This is a genomic window from Campylobacter volucris, assembly GCF_008011665.1.
Lineage (GTDB): Bacteria > Campylobacterota > Campylobacteria > Campylobacterales > Campylobacteraceae > Campylobacter_D > Campylobacter_D volucris_A.
Genome location: NZ_VOWJ01000021.1, coordinates 153439 through 176536 on the forward strand (window position 1 = coordinate 153439; position 23098 = coordinate 176536).

The 23098-nt window shown below is 29.6% G+C and carries 16 protein-coding genes; 8 read left to right on the top strand and 8 right to left on the bottom strand.

The features are described 5' to 3' along the window. The first annotated feature begins 56 nt into the window (after positions 1-56). The 5 genes from rpoB to fusA all read left to right on the top strand — a co-directional run bounded on the left by rpoB (position 57) and on the right by fusA (position 11890). Positions 57-4190 carry a DNA-directed RNA polymerase subunit beta gene (gene rpoB / locus FPD38_RS04060; protein ID WP_147555491.1) on the top strand — a complete coding sequence of 1378 codons (4134 nt, stop codon included), beginning with the start codon at positions 57-59 and terminating at the stop codon, positions 4188-4190. Then, positions 4183-8736: a DNA-directed RNA polymerase subunit beta' gene (gene rpoC / locus FPD38_RS04065; RefSeq protein ID WP_147555492.1), complete on the top strand. Its 4554-nt coding sequence runs from the start codon at positions 4183-4185 to the stop codon at positions 8734-8736. Before rpoB ends, rpoC begins: the two co-directional genes overlap by 8 nt. 139 nt (positions 8737-8875) lie before the next feature. Next, positions 8876-9259, top strand: coding sequence for a 30S ribosomal protein S12 (gene rpsL, locus FPD38_RS04070; protein ID WP_012661187.1), 384 nt, complete (start codon positions 8876-8878; stop codon positions 9257-9259). A gap of 72 nt (positions 9260-9331) precedes the next feature. Further along, positions 9332-9802 carry a 30S ribosomal protein S7 gene (gene rpsG / locus FPD38_RS04075; protein ID WP_012661188.1) on the top strand — a complete coding sequence of 157 codons (471 nt, stop codon included), beginning with the start codon at positions 9332-9334 and terminating at the stop codon, positions 9800-9802. Positions 9803-9814: 12 nt separating this feature from the next. Beyond that, positions 9815-11890, top strand: a complete 2076-nt coding sequence (fusA, locus tag FPD38_RS04080; RefSeq protein WP_147555493.1) for an elongation factor G — start codon at positions 9815-9817, stop codon at positions 11888-11890. A gap of 182 nt (positions 11891-12072) precedes the next feature. Here fusA and FPD38_RS08150 read toward each other — a convergent pair whose 3' ends face one another. From FPD38_RS08150 to FPD38_RS04115, 8 genes are all read right to left on the bottom strand, one after another. Then, positions 12073-12249, bottom strand: a complete 177-nt coding sequence (locus tag FPD38_RS08150; protein ID WP_187153097.1) for a hypothetical protein — start codon at positions 12247-12249, stop codon at positions 12073-12075. A 197-nt stretch (positions 12250-12446) separates the two neighbouring features. After that, positions 12447-13817 (bottom strand): hemolysin family protein, encoded by a 1371-nt coding sequence (locus FPD38_RS04085; RefSeq protein ID WP_147555494.1) that lies wholly within the window; start codon positions 13815-13817, stop codon positions 12447-12449. A gap of 115 nt (positions 13818-13932) precedes the next feature. Beyond that, positions 13933-14907, bottom strand: a complete 975-nt coding sequence (locus FPD38_RS04090) for a putative transporter (RefSeq protein WP_410002930.1) — start codon at positions 14905-14907, stop codon at positions 13933-13935. 15 nt (positions 14908-14922) lie between these two features. After that, positions 14923-15684, bottom strand: a complete 762-nt coding sequence (locus FPD38_RS04095; RefSeq protein WP_147555496.1) for an energy transducer TonB — start codon at positions 15682-15684, stop codon at positions 14923-14925. Between the two features lies 1 nt (position 15685). Further along, entirely contained in the window at positions 15686-16087 is a 402-nt protein-coding gene (locus FPD38_RS04100) for an ExbD/TolR family protein (RefSeq protein ID WP_147555497.1), read from the bottom strand. After that, on the bottom strand, positions 16087-16833 hold the full coding sequence (locus tag FPD38_RS04105; RefSeq protein WP_187153098.1) for a MotA/TolQ/ExbB proton channel family protein: 747 nt from the start codon (positions 16831-16833) through the stop codon (positions 16087-16089). Before FPD38_RS04105 ends, FPD38_RS04100 begins: the two co-directional genes overlap by 1 nt. A gap of 11 nt (positions 16834-16844) precedes the next feature. After that, a complete protein-coding gene (locus FPD38_RS04110; RefSeq protein WP_147555499.1) occupies positions 16845-19109 on the bottom strand; it encodes a TonB-dependent receptor in 2265 nt (754 codons plus the stop codon). Next, entirely contained in the window at positions 19109-19948 is an 840-nt protein-coding gene (locus tag FPD38_RS04115) for a ChaN family lipoprotein (protein WP_147555500.1), read from the bottom strand. Before FPD38_RS04115 ends, FPD38_RS04110 begins: the two co-directional genes overlap by 1 nt. Positions 19949-20136: 188 nt before the next feature. On the opposite strand from FPD38_RS04115, the gene FPD38_RS04120 reads away from it, so the two are divergent. The 3 genes from FPD38_RS04120 to FPD38_RS04130 are packed head-to-tail and all read left to right on the top strand — an operon-like array spanning position 20137 to position 22764. After that, positions 20137-21342 carry a saccharopine dehydrogenase family protein gene (locus FPD38_RS04120; RefSeq protein ID WP_147555501.1) on the top strand — a complete coding sequence of 402 codons (1206 nt, stop codon included), beginning with the start codon at positions 20137-20139 and terminating at the stop codon, positions 21340-21342. Between the two features lie 15 nt (positions 21343-21357). After that, positions 21358-22038 carry a molybdate ABC transporter permease subunit gene (modB, locus tag FPD38_RS04125; RefSeq protein ID WP_410002928.1) on the top strand — a complete coding sequence of 227 codons (681 nt, stop codon included), beginning with the start codon at positions 21358-21360 and terminating at the stop codon, positions 22036-22038. Positions 22039-22077: 39 nt separating this feature from the next. Further along, positions 22078-22764 (top strand): class I SAM-dependent methyltransferase, encoded by a 687-nt coding sequence (locus tag FPD38_RS04130; RefSeq protein ID WP_147555502.1) that lies wholly within the window; start codon positions 22078-22080, stop codon positions 22762-22764. The last annotated feature ends 334 nt before the right edge of the window (positions 22765-23098 follow it).

Genomic DNA, 23098 nt, shown 5'->3' on the forward strand with positions numbered 1-23098 from the left:
TTGTTTTCCTTGTATTAGGATCCTTTCTTACAATACTTTTACCATGGGGTATAAAAATGTTAAATACACAATCAGGAAATCGTTTAAGAATAGACTTTTCGAATGTTCCTCAACAAATAGACATTCCAAATTTATTACAATTACAAAAAAAGAGTTTTGATTATTTTTTAAATGTAGATGCAAAAAATTCTGAAAGTGGAATTGAAAAAGTTTTTAAATCAATTTTTCCAATTCATGATCCACAAAATAGATTAAGTTTAGAATATGTTAGTAGTGAAGTAGGTAAGCCAAAATATACTATTAGAGAATGTATGGAAAGAGGTTTAACTTATTCAGTAAATTTAAAAATGAAAATACGCCTTACTTTACATGAAAAAGATGAAAAGACAGGTGAAAAAATTGGTATAAAAGATATTAAAGAACAAGAAATTTATATTAGAGAAATTCCTTTAATGACAGATAGAATTTCTTTTATTATTAATGGAGTTGAAAGAGTTGTGGTAAATCAACTTCATAGAAGTCCAGGGGTTATCTTTAAAGAAGAAGAAAGTTCGACTGTAGCTAATAAATTAGTTTATACTGCTCAAATAATTCCAGATCGTGGCTCTTGGTTATATTTTGAATATGATGCAAAAGATGTTTTATATGTGCGTATTAATAAAAGAAGAAAAGTGCCTATTACAATTTTATTTAGAGCTCTTGGATATAAAAAACAAGATATTATAAAATTATTTTATCCTATTCAAACTATACATGTTAAAAAAGATAAATTTTTAACCCAATTTAATCCAAATGATTTTCTTGATAGAGTTGAATATGACTTAAAAGATGAAAAAGGAAATATCATCCATCAAGCTGGCAAAAGAATGACTAAGAAAAAAGCAGAGCAGCTTATTAAAGATGGTCTAAAATGGGTTGAGTATCCAGTTGAAATTTTAACTAATAGATATTTAGCAAATCCAATTATCAATAAAGAAACAGGTGAGGTGCTATTTGACTCTTTAACTTTACTTGATGAAGCAAAATTAGCTAAAATTAAAGAAGAAAAACAATTTGATATCGCAAATGACTTAGCAAATGGAGTAGATGCTGCAATTATAAATTCATTTATCCAAGATAATGAAACATTGAAATTGTTAAAACAAACAGAAAATATTGATGATGAAAATGATTTAGCAGCAATTAGAATTTACAAGGTTATGAGACCTGGTGAACCTGTGGTAAAAGATGCTGCTAAAGCTTTTGTAAATGATTTGTTTTTTAATCCTGAAAGATATGATTTGACTAAAGTTGGTCGTATGAAAATGAATCATAAGTTAGGATTGGATACACCTGAGTATGTTACGGTTTTAACCAATGAAGATATAGTAAAAACAGCAAAATATCTTATAAAAGTTAAAAATGGTAGAGGTCATATAGATGATAGAGACCATTTGGGAAATCGTCGTATCAGATCTATTGGAGAGCTTTTGGCAAATGAATTGCATGTTGGTCTTGCTAAAATGCAAAAATCTATTAGAGATAAATTTACCGCTTTAAATACTGATATTGATAAAGTCATGCCTTATGATTTAATAAATCCTAAAACTATAACTGTGACTATTATGGAATTTTTCACCGGTGGGCAATTGTCTCAATTTATGGATCAAACTAATCCTTTAAGCGAAGTAACTCATAAACGCCGTTTATCAGCACTTGGAGAAGGAGGCTTGGTAAAAGAAAGAGCTGGATTTGAAGTACGTGATGTCCATGCAACTCATTATGGTAGAATTTGTCCAGTTGAAACTCCAGAAGGTCAAAATATTGGTTTGATTAATACTTTATCAACTTATGCTAAAGTAAATGATTTGGGTTTTGTTGAGGCGCCTTATAGAAAAGTTGAGAATGGAAAAGTTAGTAACGAAATTATTTATCTTACAGCCACTCAAGAAGAAGGATTAATTATAGCTGCAGCTTCTACTAAGATAGACAATAAAGGAAATATCATAGAAGAATTTGTAGAAGCTAGACAAGATGGCGAAACAATTTTGGCTAGAAAAGAAGAAGTGCAATTAATCGATCTTTGTTCTGGTATGATTGTGGGTGTCGCAGCTTCTTTGATTCCATTTTTAGAACATGATGATGCAAATAGGGCTTTGATGGGTTCAAACATGCAGCGTCAAGCCGTTCCACTTTTAAGAGCTGAAGCTCCAATTGTCGGCACAGGTATGGAGAAAATCATAGCTCGTGATGCATGGGAAGCAATAAAAGCTAAAAGAGCAGGTATAGTTGAAAAAGTAGATAATAAGAATATATTTATTTTGGGTGAAGATGAAAATGGACCTTTTATAGATCATTATAAAATGGAGAAAAATTTAAGAACCAATCAAAACACAACCTTTATCCAACATCCTATAGTGAAAAAAGGTAATTTTGTTCAAGCAGGACAAATCATTGCAGATGGTCCAAGTATGGATCAAGGTGAACTTGCTATTGGTAAAAATGCACTGATTGCTTTTATGCCTTGGCATGGTTATAACTATGAAGATGCTATAGTAATTAGTGAAAAAATTCTAAGAGAAGATACTTTTACTAGTGTTCATATCTATGAAAAAGAAGTTGAAGCTAGAGAATTAAAAGATGGTGTAGAAGAAATTACCAAAGATATTCCAAATGTTAAAGAAGATGATTTAGCTCATCTTGATGAAAGTGGTATAGCAAAAATCGGCACTCACATCAAACCAGGAATGATTTTAGTAGGTAAAGTTTCTCCAAAAGGAGAGGTAAAACCAACTCCAGAAGAAAGACTTTTAAGAGCTATTTTTGGTGAAAAAGCTGGCCATGTGGTAAATAAATCTTTGTATGCAACTGCTTCTATGGAGGGTGTTGTTGTTGATGTGAAGATTTTTACTAAAAAAGGTTACGAAAAAGATGCTAGAGCTATAAAAGCTTATGATGAAGAAAAGTTAAATTTAGAAAAAGAGCACCATGATAGACTTTTAATGATGGATAGAGAAGAAACTTTAAGAGTTTGTTCTTTACTTTCTAAATCTGCTTTAAATTCGGATGAAGAAATAAATGGTAAAAAATACAAAAAAGGTGCAAAAGTTGATATTAAAGAACTTGAAAAAATCAATCGTTTTGCGCTAAATTCTTTGGTAAAAGTATATTCTAAAGATGTTCAAAAAGAATACGAAGAATTAAAAAATCATTTCCAAAATGAAAAGAAAAAATTGAAAACAGAACATGATGAAAAACTTGAAATTTTAGAAAAAGATGATATTTTACCAAGTGGCGTGGTTAAGCTTGTAAAAGTTTATATAGCAACCAAAAGAAAACTTAAAGTCGGTGATAAAATGGCTGGACGCCATGGAAATAAAGGTATAGTTTCAAATATCGTTCCTGAAGTGGATATGCCATATTTACCTGATGGGAGATCTATTGATATAGCTTTAAATCCTTTAGGTGTTCCAAGTCGTATGAATATTGGCCAAATTCTCGAAAGCCACTTGGGTATAGTTGGTATGAAGCTTGGTGATCAAATTCAAGAAATATTTGATAAAAAACAAAAAGATTTTATCAAGCAATTACGTACAAAAATTCTTGAAATTTGTAGCGTGTCAAGATTGATTTTAGAAAAGAAATTTGTAGAAAGTTTAAATGATGATCAATTAATTGCTTATGCAAGAGATTGGGCTAAAGGTGTTAAATTTGCAACTCCTGTTTTTGAAGGTGTAACTGTTGAAGAATTTGGTAAGCTGTTTGAAATGGCAAAAATAGCTATGGATGGAAAAAGCGAGCTTTATGATGGAAGAACCGGAGAAAAAATGGCAGAGCGTGTGCATGTGGGATGTATGTATATGTTAAAGCTTCACCATTTAGTAGATGAAAAAGTTCACGCAAGAAGTACTGGACCTTATAGTCTTGTTACTCAACAACCTGTTGGTGGTAAAGCTTTATTTGGTGGACAAAGATTTGGTGAAATGGAAGTTTGGGCTTTAGAAGCTTATGGTGCTGCGCATACTTTAAAAGAAATGCTAACAATAAAATCTGACGATGTTGAAGGTAGATTTAGTGCCTATAAGGCTTTAACAAAAGGTGAGAATGTTCCAGCTACGGGTATCCCAGAAACATTCTTTGTGCTTACAAATGAATTAAAATCTCTTGCTTTAGATGTTGAGATTTTTGATAAGGATGAAAATAATGAGTAAATTTAAACCTATCGAAATAAAAGAAGATGGTAGACCAAGAGACTTTGAAGCTTTTCAATTAAGACTTGCAAGTCCAGAAAAAATTAAGTCTTGGTCTTATGGTGAAGTAAAAAAACCTGAAACCATTAATTATAGAACTTTAAAGCCTGAAAGAGATGGTTTGTTTTGTGCAAAGATATTTGGTCCTATTCGAGATTATGAATGTCTTTGTGGTAAATATAAAAAAATGCGTTTTAAAGGTATTAAATGTGAAAAATGTGGTGTGGAAGTTACAAGCTCAAAAGTACGTCGTTCCAGAATGGGGCATATTGAACTAGTAACTCCTGTGGCCCATATTTGGTATGTGAATTCTTTACCTAGTCGTATTGGTACTTTACTTGGTGTTAAGATGAAAGATTTAGAACGCGTATTGTATTATGAAGCATATATAGTTGAAAATCCAGGTGAGGCATATTATGATAATGAAAATTCTAAAAAAGTTGAATTTTGTGATGTTTTAAATGAAGAACAATATTTAAATTTAATGCAACGCTATGAAAGTAGTGGTTTTAAAGCTAGAATGGGTGGAGAAGTTGTTAGAGATTTGCTAGCAAATTTAGATCTTGTTGCACTTTTAAATCAATTAAAAGAAGATATTGCTTCAACTAATTCCGAAGCAAAGAAGAAAACTATTATTAAGCGTTTAAAAGTAGTTGAAAATTTCTTAAATAGCAACTTAAATAGTAATACAAATATCGATGAAGTAGTGCCAAATCGTCCAGAATGGATGATGATTACAAATTTACCAGTTTTACCGCCAGATTTAAGACCTTTAGTGGCTTTAGATGGTGGGAAATTTGCGGTTTCTGATGTGAATGATTTATATAGAAGAGTTATTAACAGAAATACTCGTTTAAAAAGATTGATGGAGCTTGATGCACCAGAAATCATTATAAGAAATGAAAAAAGAATGCTTCAAGAGGCGGTAGATGCTTTATTTGATAATGGTAGAAGAGCAAATGCTGTAAAAGGTGCGAATAAGCGTCCGTTGAAATCTTTAAGTGAGATTATAAAAGGTAAACAAGGCCGTTTTAGACAAAATCTTTTAGGCAAAAGGGTGGATTTTTCAGGCCGTAGTGTTATTGTTGTGGGTCCAAAACTAAGAATGGATCAATGCGGTCTCCCTAAAAAAATGGCTTTGGAGTTATTTAAACCACATTTACTAGCAAAGCTTGAAGAAAAAGGTTATGCAACCACTGTAAAACAAGCTAAAAAAATGATAGAAAATAAAACTAATGAAGTATGGGAGTGTTTAGAAGAGGTGGTTAAAGGTCATCCTGTTATGCTTAACCGTGCTCCAACTCTTCATAAACTTTCTATACAAGCATTTCATCCAGTACTTGTTGAAGGTAAAGCTATACAACTTCATCCTTTAGTTTGTGCTGCTTTTAATGCTGACTTTGATGGTGACCAAATGGCTGTTCATGTACCTTTATCTCAAGAAGCAATTGCTGAATGTAAAGTATTGATGCTTTCTTCTATGAATATATTATTACCTGCTAGTGGTAGATCAGTAACTGTTCCATCTCAAGATATGGTTTTAGGAATTTATTATTTATCTTTAGAAAAAGATGGTGCTAAAGGTGAGCATAAAATTTGTACTGGTATAGATGAAGTAATGATAGCTTTAGAAGCTAAATCTTTAGATATACATGCAAGTATTAAGAGTGTCGTTGATGGTAGAAAAGTTACTACAACTGCTGGTAGATTAATTATTAAATCCATCTTACCTGATTTTGTTCCAGAAAATATGTGGAATAAGGTTATGAAGAAAAAAGACATTGCTGCTTTGGTTGATTATGTTTATAAAATAGGTGGGTTAGAGGTTAGTGCAAGCTTTTTAGATAAGCTTAAAGATCTTGGGTTTGAATATGCTACAAAAGCAGGTATTTCAATCTCAATTGCTGATATTATCGTACCCGATCAAAAACAAAAAAATATTGATGAAGCAAAAAAACAAGTTAGAGAAATTCAAAATTCATATAATTTAGGACTTATCACTTCAGGCGAAAGATACAATAAAATCATTGATATTTGGAAAAGTACTAATAATATTCTTTCTAAAGATATGATGGATTTAATCAAAAAAGATAAAGAAGGGTTCAATTCTATTTACATGATGGCTGATTCTGGAGCTAGGGGTTCTGCTGCTCAAATTTCTCAGCTAGCTGCTATGAGAGGTTTGATGGCAAAACCTGATGGTTCTATTATAGAAACACCTATTATCTCAAATTTCCGTGAAGGACTTAATGTTCTTGAGTATTTTATTTCCACTCATGGTGCTAGAAAAGGTTTAGCGGATACTGCTTTAAAAACAGCAAATGCAGGTTATTTAACAAGAAAACTTATAGATGTTGCTCAAAATGTAAAAGTTACTATAGATGATTGTGGCACACATGAAGGAGTTGAAATAAATGAAATTACAGCAGATGGTGTGGTGATTGAAACTTTAGAAGAAAGAATTTTAGGAAGAGTTTTAGCTGAAAATATTATTGATTCTATTACGAATGAAATTTTATTTTCTGAAGGTACTTTGATAGATGAAGAAAAAGCAAAAATTATAGTTGAAAGTGGCGTAAAAAGTGCAAGCATAAGAACTCCTATCACTTGTAAAGCTAAAAAAGGTGTTTGTTCAAAATGCTATGGTATTAACCTAGGCGAAGGAAAATTAGTTAAACCAGGTGAGGCTGTAGGTATTATATCTGCTCAATCAATTGGTGAGCCAGGAACACAGCTTACACTAAGAACTTTCCACAGTGGTGGTACAGCAAGTACTGATTTGCAAGATCGTCAAGTAGTAGCACACAAAGAAGGTTTTGTAAGATTTTATAATCTTAATACTTATGAAGATAGACAAGGTAAAACTATAGTGGCTAATCACCGCAATGCCGCTGTTTTACTTGTAGAGCCAAAAATTAAAGCACCTTTTAAAGGTGTGATTAATGTTGAGTATGCTTATGAAGATGTCATTGTAAGTATAAAAAATAAAAATAATGAATCAAAATTTATCTTAAGAAAATATGATTTAGCTAAAGCTAATGAACTTGCTGGAGTTAGTGGAAATATTGAAGGAAAATTATATATTCCATATAATAATGGAGATGAAGTTAGTGAAAATGAAAGCATTGTAGAAGTCATCAAGGAAGGCTGGAACATACCAAATCGTATTCCATATGCAAGTGAATTGCTTGTAAATGATGGCGATCCAATAACTCAAGATATCATTGCTGATGCAAAAGGAACTTTGAAATTTTATATTCTTAAAGGCGATGGCTTAGATAGAATTAAAAATCTTAAAAAGGGTGATATAGTTAAAGAAAAAGGTGTATTTGTAGTGATTGCAGATGAAAATGATCGTGAAGCAAAAAGACATTATATACCAAGAGATTCTGTAATTGAATTTAATGATAGCTCAGTGATTAGCAATCCTAAAACTATTATTGCTAAATCAAGCAAAAAAGATAAAATAATAATTGCTGAATGGGATGCTTATAACAATACTGTTATTGCCGAGATAAATGGAATTATCAGCTTTGAAGATATAGAATCAGGTTATAGTGCTGATGAGCAAATTGATGAAGCAACTGGTAAAAGATCGCTTGTTATTAATGAGTATTTACCAAGTGGAGTGCGCCCTGCTATTTTGGTTTTAGGAGATAAAGGAAAAACGATCCGTTATCAGTTAGAGCCTAAGACTGTTATTTATGTAAATGATGGTGATAAGGTTAAGCAAGCTGATATTTTAGCTAAAACACCAAAGGCAGTAGCTAAATCAAAAGATATTACTGGAGGTCTTCCAAGGGTTTCAGAATTATTTGAAGCGAGAAAACCAAAAAATACTGCGGTTATTGCTGAAATAGATGGTGTGGTGAGATTTGACAAGCCTTTAAGATCAAAAGAAAGAATCATTATCCAAGCAGAAGATGGAAGTAGTGCGGAATATTTAATTGATAAATCAAGACGTATTCAGGTGAGAGACGGAGAATTTATCCATGCGGGTGAGAAATTAACCGATGGTGTTATTTCAAGTCATGATGTGCTTAGAATTTTAGGTGAAAAAGCGTTGCATTACTATCTTATATCTGAAATTCAACAAGTTTATCGTGGACAAGGTGTTGTAATTTCAGATAAGCATATTGAAATTATAGTTTCTCAAATGTTAAGACAAGTAAAAATATTAGATAGTGGTCATACTAATTTTATAGTTGGAGATTTGGTTTCAAGAAGAAAATTCATAGAAGAAAATGAGAGAATTTTAAAATATGATGGAGATCCGGCTATAGCTGAGCCAATTTTACTTGGTGTAACAAGAGCAGCTATTGGAAGTGATAGTGTAATCTCTGCTGCTTCTTTCCAGGAAACAACTAAAGTTTTAACAGAAGCTAGTATTGCTGGTAAATTTGATTACTTAGAGGACTTAAAAGAAAATGTTATTTTGGGTCGTATGATACCTGTTGGTACGGGACTTTATGGAGAGCAAAATTTAAAACTCAAACAGCAAAATTAGTTTTTTATCCTAGCATTTTTGCTAGGATTTTTAATCATAATTCTTATATATAATTAAAAATATTCAATAGTTTATAATTTTATAAGTAAAATTTAGATAACATTCGAAGTTTATTATTTTATTAATGAAAGGAATTACTGTGCCAACCATAAATCAATTGGTTAGAAAAGAGCGTAAAAAAGTTTTAGAAAAATCTAAATCTCCAGCGCTTAAAAATTGTCCACAAAGAAGAGGGGTTTGCACTAGGGTTTATACTACAACCCCTAAAAAACCAAACTCAGCATTAAGAAAAGTTGCCAAAGTAAGACTTACAAGTGGCTTTGAGGTTATTAGTTATATCGGTGGTGAAGGTCATAACTTACAAGAACATAGTATTGTTTTAGTAAGAGGTGGTAGGGTAAAAGACTTACCAGGTGTTAAGTATCACATCGTTCGTGGTGCATTAGATACTGCAGGTGTTGCAAAAAGAACAGTTTCTCGTTCTAAATATGGCGCTAAACGCCCTAAAGCAGCTGCTAAATAGTATAAATATTACAGACAAATCCATTAGATTTGATTTTGTTTGAGTAAAATTATAAAATTTGAAGGAAAAAATATGAGAAGAAGAAAAGCTCCGGTAAGAGAAGTCTTGCCTGATCCGATTTATGGAAACAAAGTAATCACAAAATTCATTAATTCTTTAATGTATGATGGTAAAAAAAGTACAGCTACTACTATAATGTATGGTGCTTTAGAGGCTATCGATAAAAAAGGTGGCGAAAAAAAAGGTATTGAAATTTTCAATGACGCTATAGAAAATATAAAGCCTTTATTAGAAGTTAAATCTCGCCGTGTCGGTGGAGCTACATATCAAGTTCCAGTTGAAGTTCGTCCGGCTAGACAACAAGCTTTAGCTATAAGATGGATTATATCTTTTGCTAGAAAAAGAAGCGAAAGAACAATGATAGAAAAATTAGCAGCTGAGTTATTAGATGCTGCAAATAGTAAAGGTGCTTCATTTAAGAAAAAAGAAGATACATATAAAATGGCTGAAGCAAATAAAGCATTTGCTCACTATCGTTGGTAATAAGGAGAAAGTATGTCAAGAAGTACTCCTTTAAAAAGAGTTAGAAATATAGGTATTGCAGCGCATATTGATGCAGGAAAAACTACTACTAGTGAAAGAATTTTATTTTTCACTGGTATGAGTCATAAAATAGGTGAAGTTCATGATGGTGCTGCTACTATGGATTGGATGGAGCAAGAAAAAGAAAGAGGTATAACTATTACTTCTGCTGCTACAACTTGTTTTTGGAAGGATCATCAAATAAATCTTATAGATACTCCAGGCCATGTTGATTTTACAATTGAAGTTGAAAGATCTATGCGTGTTTTAGATGGTGCTGTGGCTGTATTTTGTTCTGTTGGTGGTGTTCAGCCTCAAAGCGAGACAGTTTGGAGACAAGCAAATAAATATGGTGTTCCTAGAATAGTATTTGTAAATAAAATGGATAGAATCGGAGCAAATTTTTACAATGTTGAAGATCAAATTAAAAATAGATTAAAAGCTAATCCTGTTCCAATTCAAATTCCAATAGGCGCTGAAGATGAATTTAAAGGTGTTATAGATTTAGTTACTATGAAGGCTTTAGTTTGGGAAGATGATACTAAGCCAACTGACTATGTAGAAAAAGAAATTCCAGCTGAATTGCAAGAAAAAGCTCAAGAATATCGTGTTAAAATGGTTGAAGCTGTTTCGGAAACATCTGATGAATTGATGGAAAAATATTTAGGCGGAGAAGAATTAACTCAAGAGGAAATTAAAGCAGGTATTAAAGTAGGTTGTTTAAATTTAAGCATAGTTCCTATGCTTTGTGGAACAGCATTTAAAAATAAAGGTGTTCAACCTTTACTTGATGCTGTTGTGGCTTATTTACCAGCCCCAGATGAAGTTGCAAACATCAAAGGTGAATATGAAGATGGTACAGAAGTTTCTGTAAAATCAACTGATGATGGAGAATTCGCAGGACTTGCATTTAAGATTATGACAGATCCTTTTGTTGGACAATTAACTTTCGTGCGCGTTTATAGAGGAAGCTTAGAAAGTGGTTCATACGCGTATAATTCTACAAAAGATAAAAAAGAAAGAATTGGTCGTCTTTTAAAGATGCACTCTAATAAAAGAGAAGAAATTAAGACTTTATATGCTGGAGAAATTGGAGCAGTCGTTGGTTTAAAAGATACTTTAACAGGCGATACTTTGGTTAGTGAAAAAGATAGAGTTATCTTAGAAAGAATGGATTTTCCTGATCCTGTTATTTCTGTTGCGGTTGAACCAAAAACGAAAGCTGATCAAGAAAAAATGTCTATTGCTCTAAATAAATTAGCACAAGAAGATCCTAGCTTTAGAGTTTCTACTGATGAGGAAAGTGGTCAAACTATCATTTCAGGTATGGGTGAGCTTCACCTAGAAATCATTGTTGATCGTATGCTTAGAGAATTTAAAGTAGAAGCTGAAGTTGGACAACCTCAAGTTGCTTATCGTGAAACTATTAGAAAAACAGTTGAGCAAGAATACAAATATGCTAAACAATCAGGTGGTAGAGGTCAATATGGTCATGTATTCTTAAGACTTGAACCGCTTGAGCCAGGTAGTGGGTATGAATTTGTAAATGATATTAAAGGCGGTGTTATACCAAAAGAGTATATACCAGCTGTTGATAAAGGTATACAAGAAGCATTGCAAAATGGTGTTTTAGCTGGATATCCTGTTGAAGATGTAAAAGTAACTGTTTATGATGGTTCTTATCATGAAGTTGATTCTTCTGAAATGGCATTTAAACTTGCTGCTTCTATGGGATTTAAAGAAGGTGCTAGAAAAGCAGGTGCTGTAATACTTGAGCCTATGATGAAAGTTGAAGTTGAAACTCCTGAAGAATATATGGGTGATGTAATCGGTGATTTAAATAAACGCCGTGGTCAGGTAAATTCTATGGATGAAAGAGGTGGTAATAAAATCATTACAGCGTTTTGTCCATTAGCTGAGATGTTTGGTTACTCAACCGATCTTAGAAGTCAAACTCAAGGTAGGGCTACTTATTCTATGGAATTTGATCATTATGATGAAGTTCCTAAAAATGTTTCAGAAGAGATTATCAAAAAAAGAAATGGATAATCTTTTCAATCCAAGATGAAAATTTCATCTTGGATTTTTGTGTTTTTTTTGATTTTGCTAAATTAATATTTACTTTCATTGATATCGCAAGCTTATCCAGATTCTTTTATAAATCTTCTTTTTTTAAATTAGTTGAAATCGATGAAAATCTTATATATTTTAATAATTTTCATAGTTTCATTTTATAGGGTTTTGTTTTTAGAAATTTTCAAAAATGATATTAATTTTTTATCTTTTTTATGAATTTCTTCTACATTTGTTTTAAATTTAACTCTTTTTCTAGTATAAATATTAAGTGATTGTTTGTCATCTTCTATGAATATTATTTCTATATTGTTATTGTGCTTAATCTTCTTCATATATAAAGAAAAATTTATCATTGATGTAAATAATTGGAGTATAAGAATATGCAGATTCATTTTTTAAATTAATAAAAAGCAATAATGTATATTTTTACAATCTTTTATAAAATTTATTATTTCTTTTTAATTATTGGTTTTCATTGATAAGTTTTTAAATAAAAGTAGATTTTTAGAGGTTTTTTATAGATGAAGAATTATTCTTCATCTATATTGTTTTTGCGTACAACTTTAATGCGTGCTATGCTATTACCATCCATTTTTTTAACTTCATAGTGACAAAATTCATCATCTATTTTATCTCCAACTACTGGTAATCTACCAAGAAGATTAAATACATAGCCACCTATTGTTACTTGTTCTAATTCTTCATTAAAATTAATATCTAGAAGTTCTTCAACACCGCTAATTTCATAACGACCTTGAAATTCATAAATATTTTCTGCTAGTTTTTTATAATTTGGACTAGAATCATCATGTTCATCATTGATATCGCCAATAATTTCTTCCATAATATCTTCCATAGTCAAAATTCCAGCAGTTCCGCCATATTCATCTACGACTAATGCAGTATGAACTTGCTCTTTATTCATCATAAATAAAATTTTTGAAATGCTGATATTTTCTGGAACTAGTATCATTTTAATTAAAAAATCATCAAGATTTTTTTTGCGTCCATTAAATTCATTTTGCATGATATCTCTAATGTGTACCATACCTAAAATGACATCTTTAGAACCATCTATATAAGGAAAACGAGTATGTTTGTATTTTGAAACTACTTGCATATTTTCTTCATAACTTTTTTGCTTGTTAAGACATATCATATCTTTTCTTGGAGTCATAATTTCTTTTGCAACGGTATCTGAAAAATCAACTGCATTGCGTATGATTTCAGTTTCAAATTCATCTAAAATACCGCCTTTTTGACTTTCACTGGCTATGAATTTAATTTCTTCTTCAGAATGAGTTAATTCATGTTCTTTTACAGGTTTTATACCTATAATTTTTAAAGAAATTGCTGCTAAAAAATCAAATGTTTTAATGAAAGGTAAGAAAAGCAACCAAAACAAATGTAAAGGTCTAGCTATCCATAAGACTACTTTATCAGCTATGGTTATGGCTATGCTTTTTGGTACTAATTCTCCTAAAACTACATGAAGTAAAGTTATTGTTGCAAATGCTATAATAAAAGCTATAGTATGCACTAATGTTTGGGTAATTCCTAAATTTGTTAGTGGTATTTCAAGAATTTTAGCAATAGCAGGTTCGCCTATCCAACCAAGAGCAAGTGAGCTTAAAGTGATACCTAGTTGGCAAGCGCTAAGATAAGTATCAAGTTTAGAAGTAACATCTAAAGCTTTTTTTGCATTTGGTTTTTTTTCTTTAACCATTTCTTCAAGTTTTGATCTTCTTACTTTTACAATGCTAAATTCAGAAAGAACAAAAAAACCATTTAAAAGCACCAAAACCAATGCTATGATAATCATAAAAGTAGAATAGCCTACATCAAGCGAGGCAACTGCGGGTAAAGTTTGATTTAAATCTAAATGTTGACTGGGGTCCAATGAAACTCCTTGTTGAGAAATAAAGTATTTAATTATACACAAGCAAAAGTAAAATTTTAGCTTAAAAAATTTTACTTTTATATTAAATTAAAATTTATATATCAAAACTATTAATTTATTTTCTATAATCAATGTTTTGCTCAAATTCATCTAAACGCTTATAAATACTGCGTAATTGAGTGATAGTTGTCCAATTTGTTATAAAGATACTAAAAGAACTTCTTACTTGATCAAAGGCATTGCCTACTTGTATAATAATGCCAAGTTGTATGACTCCTAAAAACAAACTTGGAGCCATAATTAAAAAAGGCACTATAACCATAATTTGTTCAAATAAATAAAGCCATATATTAAAATATCCATAATGTAAAAATAATCTTTTATAATTTACTTTAAGTCCTGTAAAAAGATTTAAAATACTTTCATCACTTGCATAATTTTTTCTATCATCTTCAGCATATACAAGTTCTTTTCTAAATGCTGCTTCTGCTTTTTGATTGTTATATTCAAGTCCAGGTAATTTAATACCTACAAACCAAGATATAACCAATCCCCCCAAAGAAACTAAAAATGCTATCCATACTAAAGAGCCTTTAATATCTTTTAAAATAGGCAAATTTACATGCTCGCTAAGCATCCATAATATTGGTATAAAAGCAATTAAGGTCATTAGAGCTCTTACAAAAGCAAGCCCTAGGCTTTCGATAATTTTTGAAAAATTATAAATATCTTCTTGAATTCTTTGAGAGCTACCTTCTATATTATCATCTTTTTTTTGCCAAAATTTAATATAATCAAAAGTCATAGCCTCGCGCCATTTGAATGCATAAATGCTACCAAAATATTTAGTTATAGTAGCAATTAACACATAAGGCAAGGCAAGATATAAAAATTGTTTAATAAAATGATAAAAATCGTTAATACTGTGATTTTTAGCATTTTGTAAAACATCATAAAAATCCTTATACCATTCATTGATAGCCACATTAATAGATGTTTGAGCCAATAAAGCACCTAATAACAAAAATAAACCTAAATAAGCCCATAATGCCCATTGTTTTGATAAAAAAAACGATTTAAACAAATTTATCCTTTGCGTGTAATATTATTTTCTATTTAAAAATTCTTTTATATTATAATTTATTGGTAAAATAAATGTAATTTTATCACTATTTTTAAGCATTTCTTTTGGTGGTTTTGGTAAAGGCGAAGCTCGAGTAACCAAATCAAGTGCTTCATTATTTAAGATAGCGTATGAAGAATATCTTTTAATATCTTTTAATATAACATTTCCATTCTCATTAATCATAACTTTTATACTTACTTTACCTTCTTGTTTTTCAAGTAATGCTTGTTGAGGATATTTTTGAAATTTTAATAAATGAGCCATTAGCAATGCTTGATAGCTTTGAATTTGTTTTTTTGCATTGCCAGTGATTAAAGTTTGAGTAGTCTTTTCTTCACTTTTTAAAGGCGCATTTAAATTTTGCTCTTGTGCTTTTGAATTATTTAAAGTGTTTGCATTATTTGATGAATTATTTTGTGTATTATTGTTTTTTTGAGAAATTTTAAAAGATTTTTTTTCGCTTGATTGTAGTTTTGCTTTGCTTGCATTAGTTATTGAATCTAAAGCATAATTTTCACTTTTTTCTACATGGCTTTGAGTATTGGAAGATTTTTGCCGATCTATTGTTAATTTTTTGATTTCACCTATAGGAAGTTCAGAGACTATCATGATAGATTCAAATTTATCTCCCTGTTTTAAATTCAACCCTGTTGTCTGATAATCAGAAGATGAAGAAAAAAATATAAAAAAAATAATGATTATATGAAAAGATACCGATAAACAAAAACTTAGACTTTTCATTTTATTGTTCTTTTTGTGAAACTAATGCAATTTTGACATATCCTTCTTCTCTAACTTTGCCAATAACTTGCATAATTTGCTCATATTGTGTCACTTTGTCTATATGAAAATAAATAATTTCTTCTTTATTATTTTTACTTTTATCGTTGATAATAGAATTTATCTTTTCTAGAGTTGTTTTAGTGTCATTAATTGCAATTTCTCCATTTTTATCAATATAAACTACAATTGGATTTTTAGGTTTTTCTTCAGATTGTTTAGAGCTTTTTGGTAATTCTATTTTTAATGAATTGGTTACAATTGGTGTTACAGCCATAAAAATAATGAGTAAAACTAGCATTATATCGATAAAAGGAGTAACATTGATCTCATTTAATTCTTTATCTTCTTCAATGTATTGCATTAATTGTCCTTGGTTGAAAATTCTCTATTGTAGAGTAAATATAATTTAGATACATTTTGATTTAGTTCATTTGAGAAACTAATACTTAATCTTGATAGATAATTGTAAAATAAAACAGAAGGTATAGCTACAACAAGTCCTAAGGCAGTAGCAAATAATGCTTCGGCTATGCCCGGTGCAATAATACTAAGACTGGTGTTTTCGGTTTTTGCTATATCAATAAAACTATGCATTATGCCCCATACTGTCCCAAACAATCCTATAAAAGGCGCACTTGAACTAATAGATGCTAAAAAAGAAATACTTTTTTTTGTATTTAAAATAATTGCATTGATTTTTAATTTTAAGCGTTGCTTTATTCTGTATTCTAGTGATTTGGATTTTATTTCACTTTTTTCTAGCTCATCATCTATTTCTTTAAAAAAATTTAAAATAATGCTTTTATTAGAAAAATCAAGATTAGAAAAATTATATTTTTGTAAAATTTCTTCATCGTTTTTTAATATCTTGATATATCTTTTATAGGTAATTGTTTTATAAATAAAAATTGTCCAACTAGTTATGGAAAATAAAACAAGTATCCAAATTATAGATTTTACAATTATATGAGCATTTAGATATAAATTTTCAAAGTTTAAATTAACTTCGTTGGGATTTAGAGCAATATTACTCATATTTCCTTCATTTGCGTATAAAAAATTTATACACAATAATAAAAACAAGCTAAATATTTTAATTTTTTTCATTTTCTTCTCCATTAATATTTATACTCAAAACTTAAGATAAAAGTTCTACCGCGAGCCGAATTATTATAAACATATACAGGATCAAATAATCCACCTATGTTTTGATTATCTCCTGTATTATAGGCATAAAGAGCATCCATATAATCTTTATCAAATAAATTTTGTACTTCAGCTTTAATATTGAAATCTTTAAATAACTTATATTCTATATATAGATCCACTATTGTAGGAATTTTTGGAAGATCATCAGTTTTTTTAAGCGGAGCCATAGCATCTGGATTATTTGGATCATCATCTAAGCTTCCAACAGGTGCAATTCTTTTTGCTTTTCCTGTGTATTTAATGATGCTACCTATTGTCAATTTATCATCTGCTCTTATCCCAATATCAAGATTTGCATAGTGTTCTGGTAATTGTGCAAATTGACTTTGTCCTGATTGAGCCCCACCGCTTTCTAAAGACTCAGAGTCTGAAAATTTGTGTTTTGATTTTTGATAAGTATAGGATAGGTTTAAATAAAAATGACTCATATCATATTTAAATTCAAGTTCAGCTCCATGAAATTTCGCTTTTTCATTATCATTTAACTGCATTACAAAAATACTATCATCTGCTTTTAGTTTATATCTTCGATTATAGATATAGTTTTTTACATCTGTGTTATAATAAAGCAGTTTAAAACCTAATGTATCTTCGTCTTTTAGAATACTATGAGCAAAAGAATTAAAGCCGATTTGGTAAGTATAAGCATCTTCTTGTTTTAACAAAGTATTCATATTGTGTTGTTTAGAAGCATCATGTGTAAAAAAATATTCTTGGACATTAGGAATTCTACTACTTTTAGAATAGGATATAAATGGATTAAATAAAGGATTGATATCAGCAGACAACATGAAAGAATAATTAAAACTATTATAGTCTTTATTAATATATGTTGCATTTTTTGGTTGGCAATAAGGATTATTTTCGCTACATTCTCCTTTATATCCGCTAAGGTTAGCATTGGTCCAGTTTATGTTTGTATTTAACTTAAAAATATCTATTGTGTAATCTGTATCAATATAAAATGTTTTAATTTCTTGTTTTCCTTTGGGATAAAAACTTGTTAAAATATAAGGCAATAAAACTCTTTCTTGTGGAAAACTATTATCGTATTTATTATTTAAAATATTCACTCCATAGGTAAAATCAAAATTAGAATTATCACTAATTTCTTTTTTCATCGTATTGCTTAAATCAAAAGTTATAGCGCGGTTTTTTGTAATAACTCCTTCCATATTATGATAACCCCAAGTGCTACCTTTATTATATTTTTGTCGCCCATCATTATAGGCAAATAAAAAATTTAAATCTAAGATATCATTTTCAGGATTATATCTATAATCTAATTGATAAGTATTATTATCCAATTTTCTTCCTGCTATGTTATTGTCGTAGGCTCTATAAGTTAATAAAAATTTATTAAAGTCATTTTCATATTCAAATTTTAAAAGTTGGCTTCTTGGTTGATTATATAATTTACTTGGATTAATAGGAGGATTTAAATTTGAATCAGGTACTCCGTCCCCATCGCTATCAAAAGGAGGTTTTTGATCCCCTATAAATCCACCTCCGCCAATTTTGTAATTTTGAGATACATTTTGACCGCTATACCCAAATAACATTCCCACACTTGCATTATTATCAAGTGAAGTTTTAGCTGCTATTGTTCCCATAAAATTAGGACCTATAGCATTACTCCCGTAGGAGTATTTTCCTAAAAATCCAAAAATATTGCCATCGCTAACAACATCATCTACACCAATAGTTCTAAAATTTGCTGTTCCCATTAAAGCATTTGATCCATTTGATCCACTAAAAAATCCACGAGTCACATCCACTTTAACTAAAAAATTTTTATCAACTAAAGTATTAAAACTAGAAGTTCCTATTTGACCATGAAAACTATCATCACTTGCCGAACCAAAAAAAGTTTGAGTTACGCCATCTATTTTTGTATTTGCCCTACCAAGTCCTGTCATACCTCTGATATTTACAGAAACTCCTCCTTGTGCTTGATCTACTTGGGTATAAGCACCAGGTATGCTTCTGATGACAGAATCTATACTTTGTGTATCAAAATCATCTCTAGTGCTCACAGCTCCAGGAGTGACAAAAGGTTTGTCGTTGTTTTCAATTTTTGATCCAGAAATTTCTAAAGTATCTAGCTCTATTTCTTCGCCTAAAATTGCATTTGCTAATATTATTGTTAGATAAAATAAATTATATTTTTTCATTATTGATTATCTCCAAAAACAAAAACATAATCACCATCTTGATGTTCTATATTTTTTGGATCTGTGTTGAAGATTACAACTGAAATTTTTTTCTTGCTTTTAAAATCTTTTATATGTAATGGGATACCTATTTTTTTACTAACATGAAACATTCCTGCTACGAGTAAAATTGTATTTTTAGAATTGACTAAGACATCTGCCATTCTTCTATCTTTGAATTGTTGAATTTCTGTAAGTTTTTCTAAAAGTTTTTCATCCTCAATTTTATGAGAAGAAGAAATGATTTTTTTAATTTCTTGTTTTACTTTGTTTTGAATAGATAAATTTCCTTTTAAGGGTTGAGCTCCTTGATAAATTTGAGCAATTTCATCTTTAGATAAATTTGCACCAATCATATTAGTATTCGAGTAAAATGTTAATTTAATTAAATCCTTATAGGATTTCCAATCCCATGTTTTATCCCAATTTAATGCTTTTGATAACTTTTCTTCCTTGATATTTTCTTTTTGAATTTTAGCTTTATTTATAATTTCTTGATTAGAAGTTGGAAACATTTCAAAAGCTATATTTAGTTTTTGATTATTTTGGCTTAAATTACCCTCTAATGATTTGATAATCATAATTTCAGAATTTCTATGATACATATTATCATGTTTTTCACCTAATAAAATAATATTACTTTGTGAAATATCATGAATAAAATCATTAAATGAAATTTTTTGATTATCAGATGTTCTAAGAATAAAAAAATTTTGATTTTCTTTTAGTGGTATATTTGTATTTAAACCAGCACAAGAATAAAAAAATAATGCCAAAAATATAAAAAACAATTTTTTCATTTTTAATCACCTAATTTGAGTTGTTATTTTTGATAGTGAATATTAATATTATATATCTAAAAATATTCTTAAAAATTTATATAATGTAAAATTTTGGCAACAATCTTAAATGTAAATTCAAAGAATCTAAATATAATTAGCACATATAAAATATAAATACAAAATTTTAGAATTTTAAAGGAAAGTTGATGAAAAATCTTTTGATTATAGGAGCTGGCGGAGTAAGTAGAGTAGCTACCGTAAAATGCGCTATGAATTCAGAGGTATTTAGCAAAATAACTTTAGCAAGTAGAACAAAAAGTAAATGCGATGAAATAGCCAAATTTATAAAAGAACGTTTAGGAGTTGAAATTCAAACTGCACAAATCGATGCTGACGATACTGATGCTGTAGTAGAGCTCATAAAAAAAACTGGTGCTCAAATTTTATTAAATGTAGCTTTGCCTTATCAAGATTTAAGCTTAATGGATGCTTGTATAAAAGCAAAAATTCATTATGTAGATACAGCAAATTATGAACATCCTGATTTAGCTAAATTTGAATATAAAGAACAATGGGCAAGAAATGAAAAATTTAAAGAAGCAGGTATTTTAGGACTTTTAGGAAGTGGTTTTGATCCTGGAGTGACTAATGTATTTTGTGCCTATGCACAGCAAAATTTATTCGATGAAATTCATTATATAGATATCTTAGATTGCAATGCGGGAGATCATGGCTATGCTTTTGCTACAAATTTTAATCCTGAAATAAATTTAAGAGAAGTATCGGCTAATGGAAGATACTGGGAAAATGGAAAATGGATAGAAACAAAACCTATGGAAATCAAAATGGAATGGGATTATCCAGAAGTTGGAGTAAAAGATAGTTATTTGCTTTATCATGAAGAATTAGAAAGCTTGGTAAAAAATATAAAAGGCTTAAAAAGAATAAGATTTTTTATGACTTTTGGACAAAGTTATTTAACTCATATGAAATGTTTAGAAAATGTTGGGATGCTTGGTATTAAACCTATAATGCATAAAGGTGTAGAAATAATTCCTATAGAATTTTTAAAGACTTTACTTCCTGATCCTGCTAGTTTAGGATCTAGAACAAAAGGATATACAAATATAGGTTGTGTTATAAGAGGTATTAAAGATGGAAAAGATAAGCAAATTTATATCTATAATGTTTGTAATCACGAAGAGTGTTTTAAAGAAACAGGTGCACAAGCTGTAAGCTACACTACTGGAGTTCCTGCTATGATAGGAACGAAGCTCATAGCTAAAGGAATTTGGAATAAACAAGGTGTGTTTAATATGGAAGAATTTGATGCTAAATCTTTTATGGATGAGCTAAATACTCAAGGACTTCCATGGAAAATAATAGAAATGGAGCCAAATTTAGGAAAGTAAAATAAGGTCTAAAAAGTGTTGAAAAATTTAGAAAGTATAGATTGGGAACCTTTTTTGGTTTCCATTAAATTATCTTTTATTACTTGTGTGATTTTATTTTTATTTTGTATTTTTCTTGCTTGGCTTTTTGCTTTTAAAAATTTTAAAGCTAAAAATTTTTTAGAAACATTTATATCTCTACCTTTAGTTTTACCTCCATCTGTTATGGGTTTTTATCTATTGATTTTATTTTCAAAATATTCCATAGTAGGAGAATTTTTAGAGAAAAATTTTAGTATATCTTTGGCTTTTACTTTTGAAGGATTGGTAATTGCTAGTTGTATTTATTCTTTGCCTTTTATGTTTAACCCTTTATATTCAGCTATGTTGGCTATTCCAAAAAACATTATAGAAGCTAGTTATTCTTTGGGAAAAAGTTTCCTAGAAACTCTTTTTCGAGTGATTTTGCCAAGTATAAAACCAGCTATAATAAGTGCTTTGGTTGTTACATTTGCTCATACTATGGGTGAATTTGGCATAGTGTTGATGATAGGAGGTTCATTAAGTGGTGAAACTAAAGTCGCAAGTATAGCTATTTATGAAAGTATGGAGAATTTAGATTTTACAACTGCACATATATATAGTTTGATTTTATTGATTTTTAGTTTTGTGGTTTTGTTTTGTGTAAATTTTTTTAAAAAAGAAAAATATAATTAATTACTGTATAATTATAAATCAAAATTTAAAGGAGAAATAATGGATAATTCATTATCTGGATATACAAAAAAATATGACAATGAAGGATACGGACTACAATATCCTGATGGACATGTTATTAGATTTTATGAAAGAATTTTAAAGTATAAGCTAAACAAAACAAGTGGAAATTTGCTTGATTTTGGATGTGGAAATGGTGTTCATTCTAAATATTTTCAAGATATAACGGGGGGGGGTATTAGGGCATATGGCTTAGACATAGTTCCTAGTTTAGAAAATACTTGGAAAAATGATCCAAAATTAATTACAGAAAATTTTCATGTAATCACTCCAAATTCTAGTTTTAAAGATCTGTTTAATGTTAAAATGGATTTTATTTTTGCGAATCAAAGTTTATATTATCTTCCAAATGAAAGTTTTAAGCAAGCTATAAATGAATTTTATGATTTATGCAATGATGGAGCTATAATATTTGCAACCATGATAACTTCAAAAGCATACCAAGAATTTACCACAGGAAATGTTAGCGAAAATGGCTTGATGGAGGTTAAATCTAGCCCAAGAATCAATGGGGAATCAACTTATATTAATTTTACAAATAATATTGAAGAACTAAAAGAAAAATTTAAACCATTTAAGCCATTATTTTGGGGAGATTACGAACTCATCAATCTTTATAATTTTGAAGGTAGCGTCCAACATTTTATTTATATAGGACAAAAATAATTTCTTTCCGTGCATATATAAAAATAAATTTTATATGCACCACAACCTCTTACAAAAAAACAAACTTTTATTTTTAAAATAAATTTATATCATTTTCTACCTCCACACCTCCTTTTTTAGCTCTCCTCAACCATTTCCACTTTCTTTTAAATTACTTATTAAAACTAAAGTTGTGCAAAATCCACTTAAAATTCCTAAAATACTATTTTTCAAATCAAACCCTTTTAATGTTTTTATTTTTTAATTTGTATCCTCCTTCTCTTTTCTTCCACCTAATAAAACTTTAAGCTTATATAGATATAATTTCATTTCCTTTTTTTTGAAAATAGCTAAA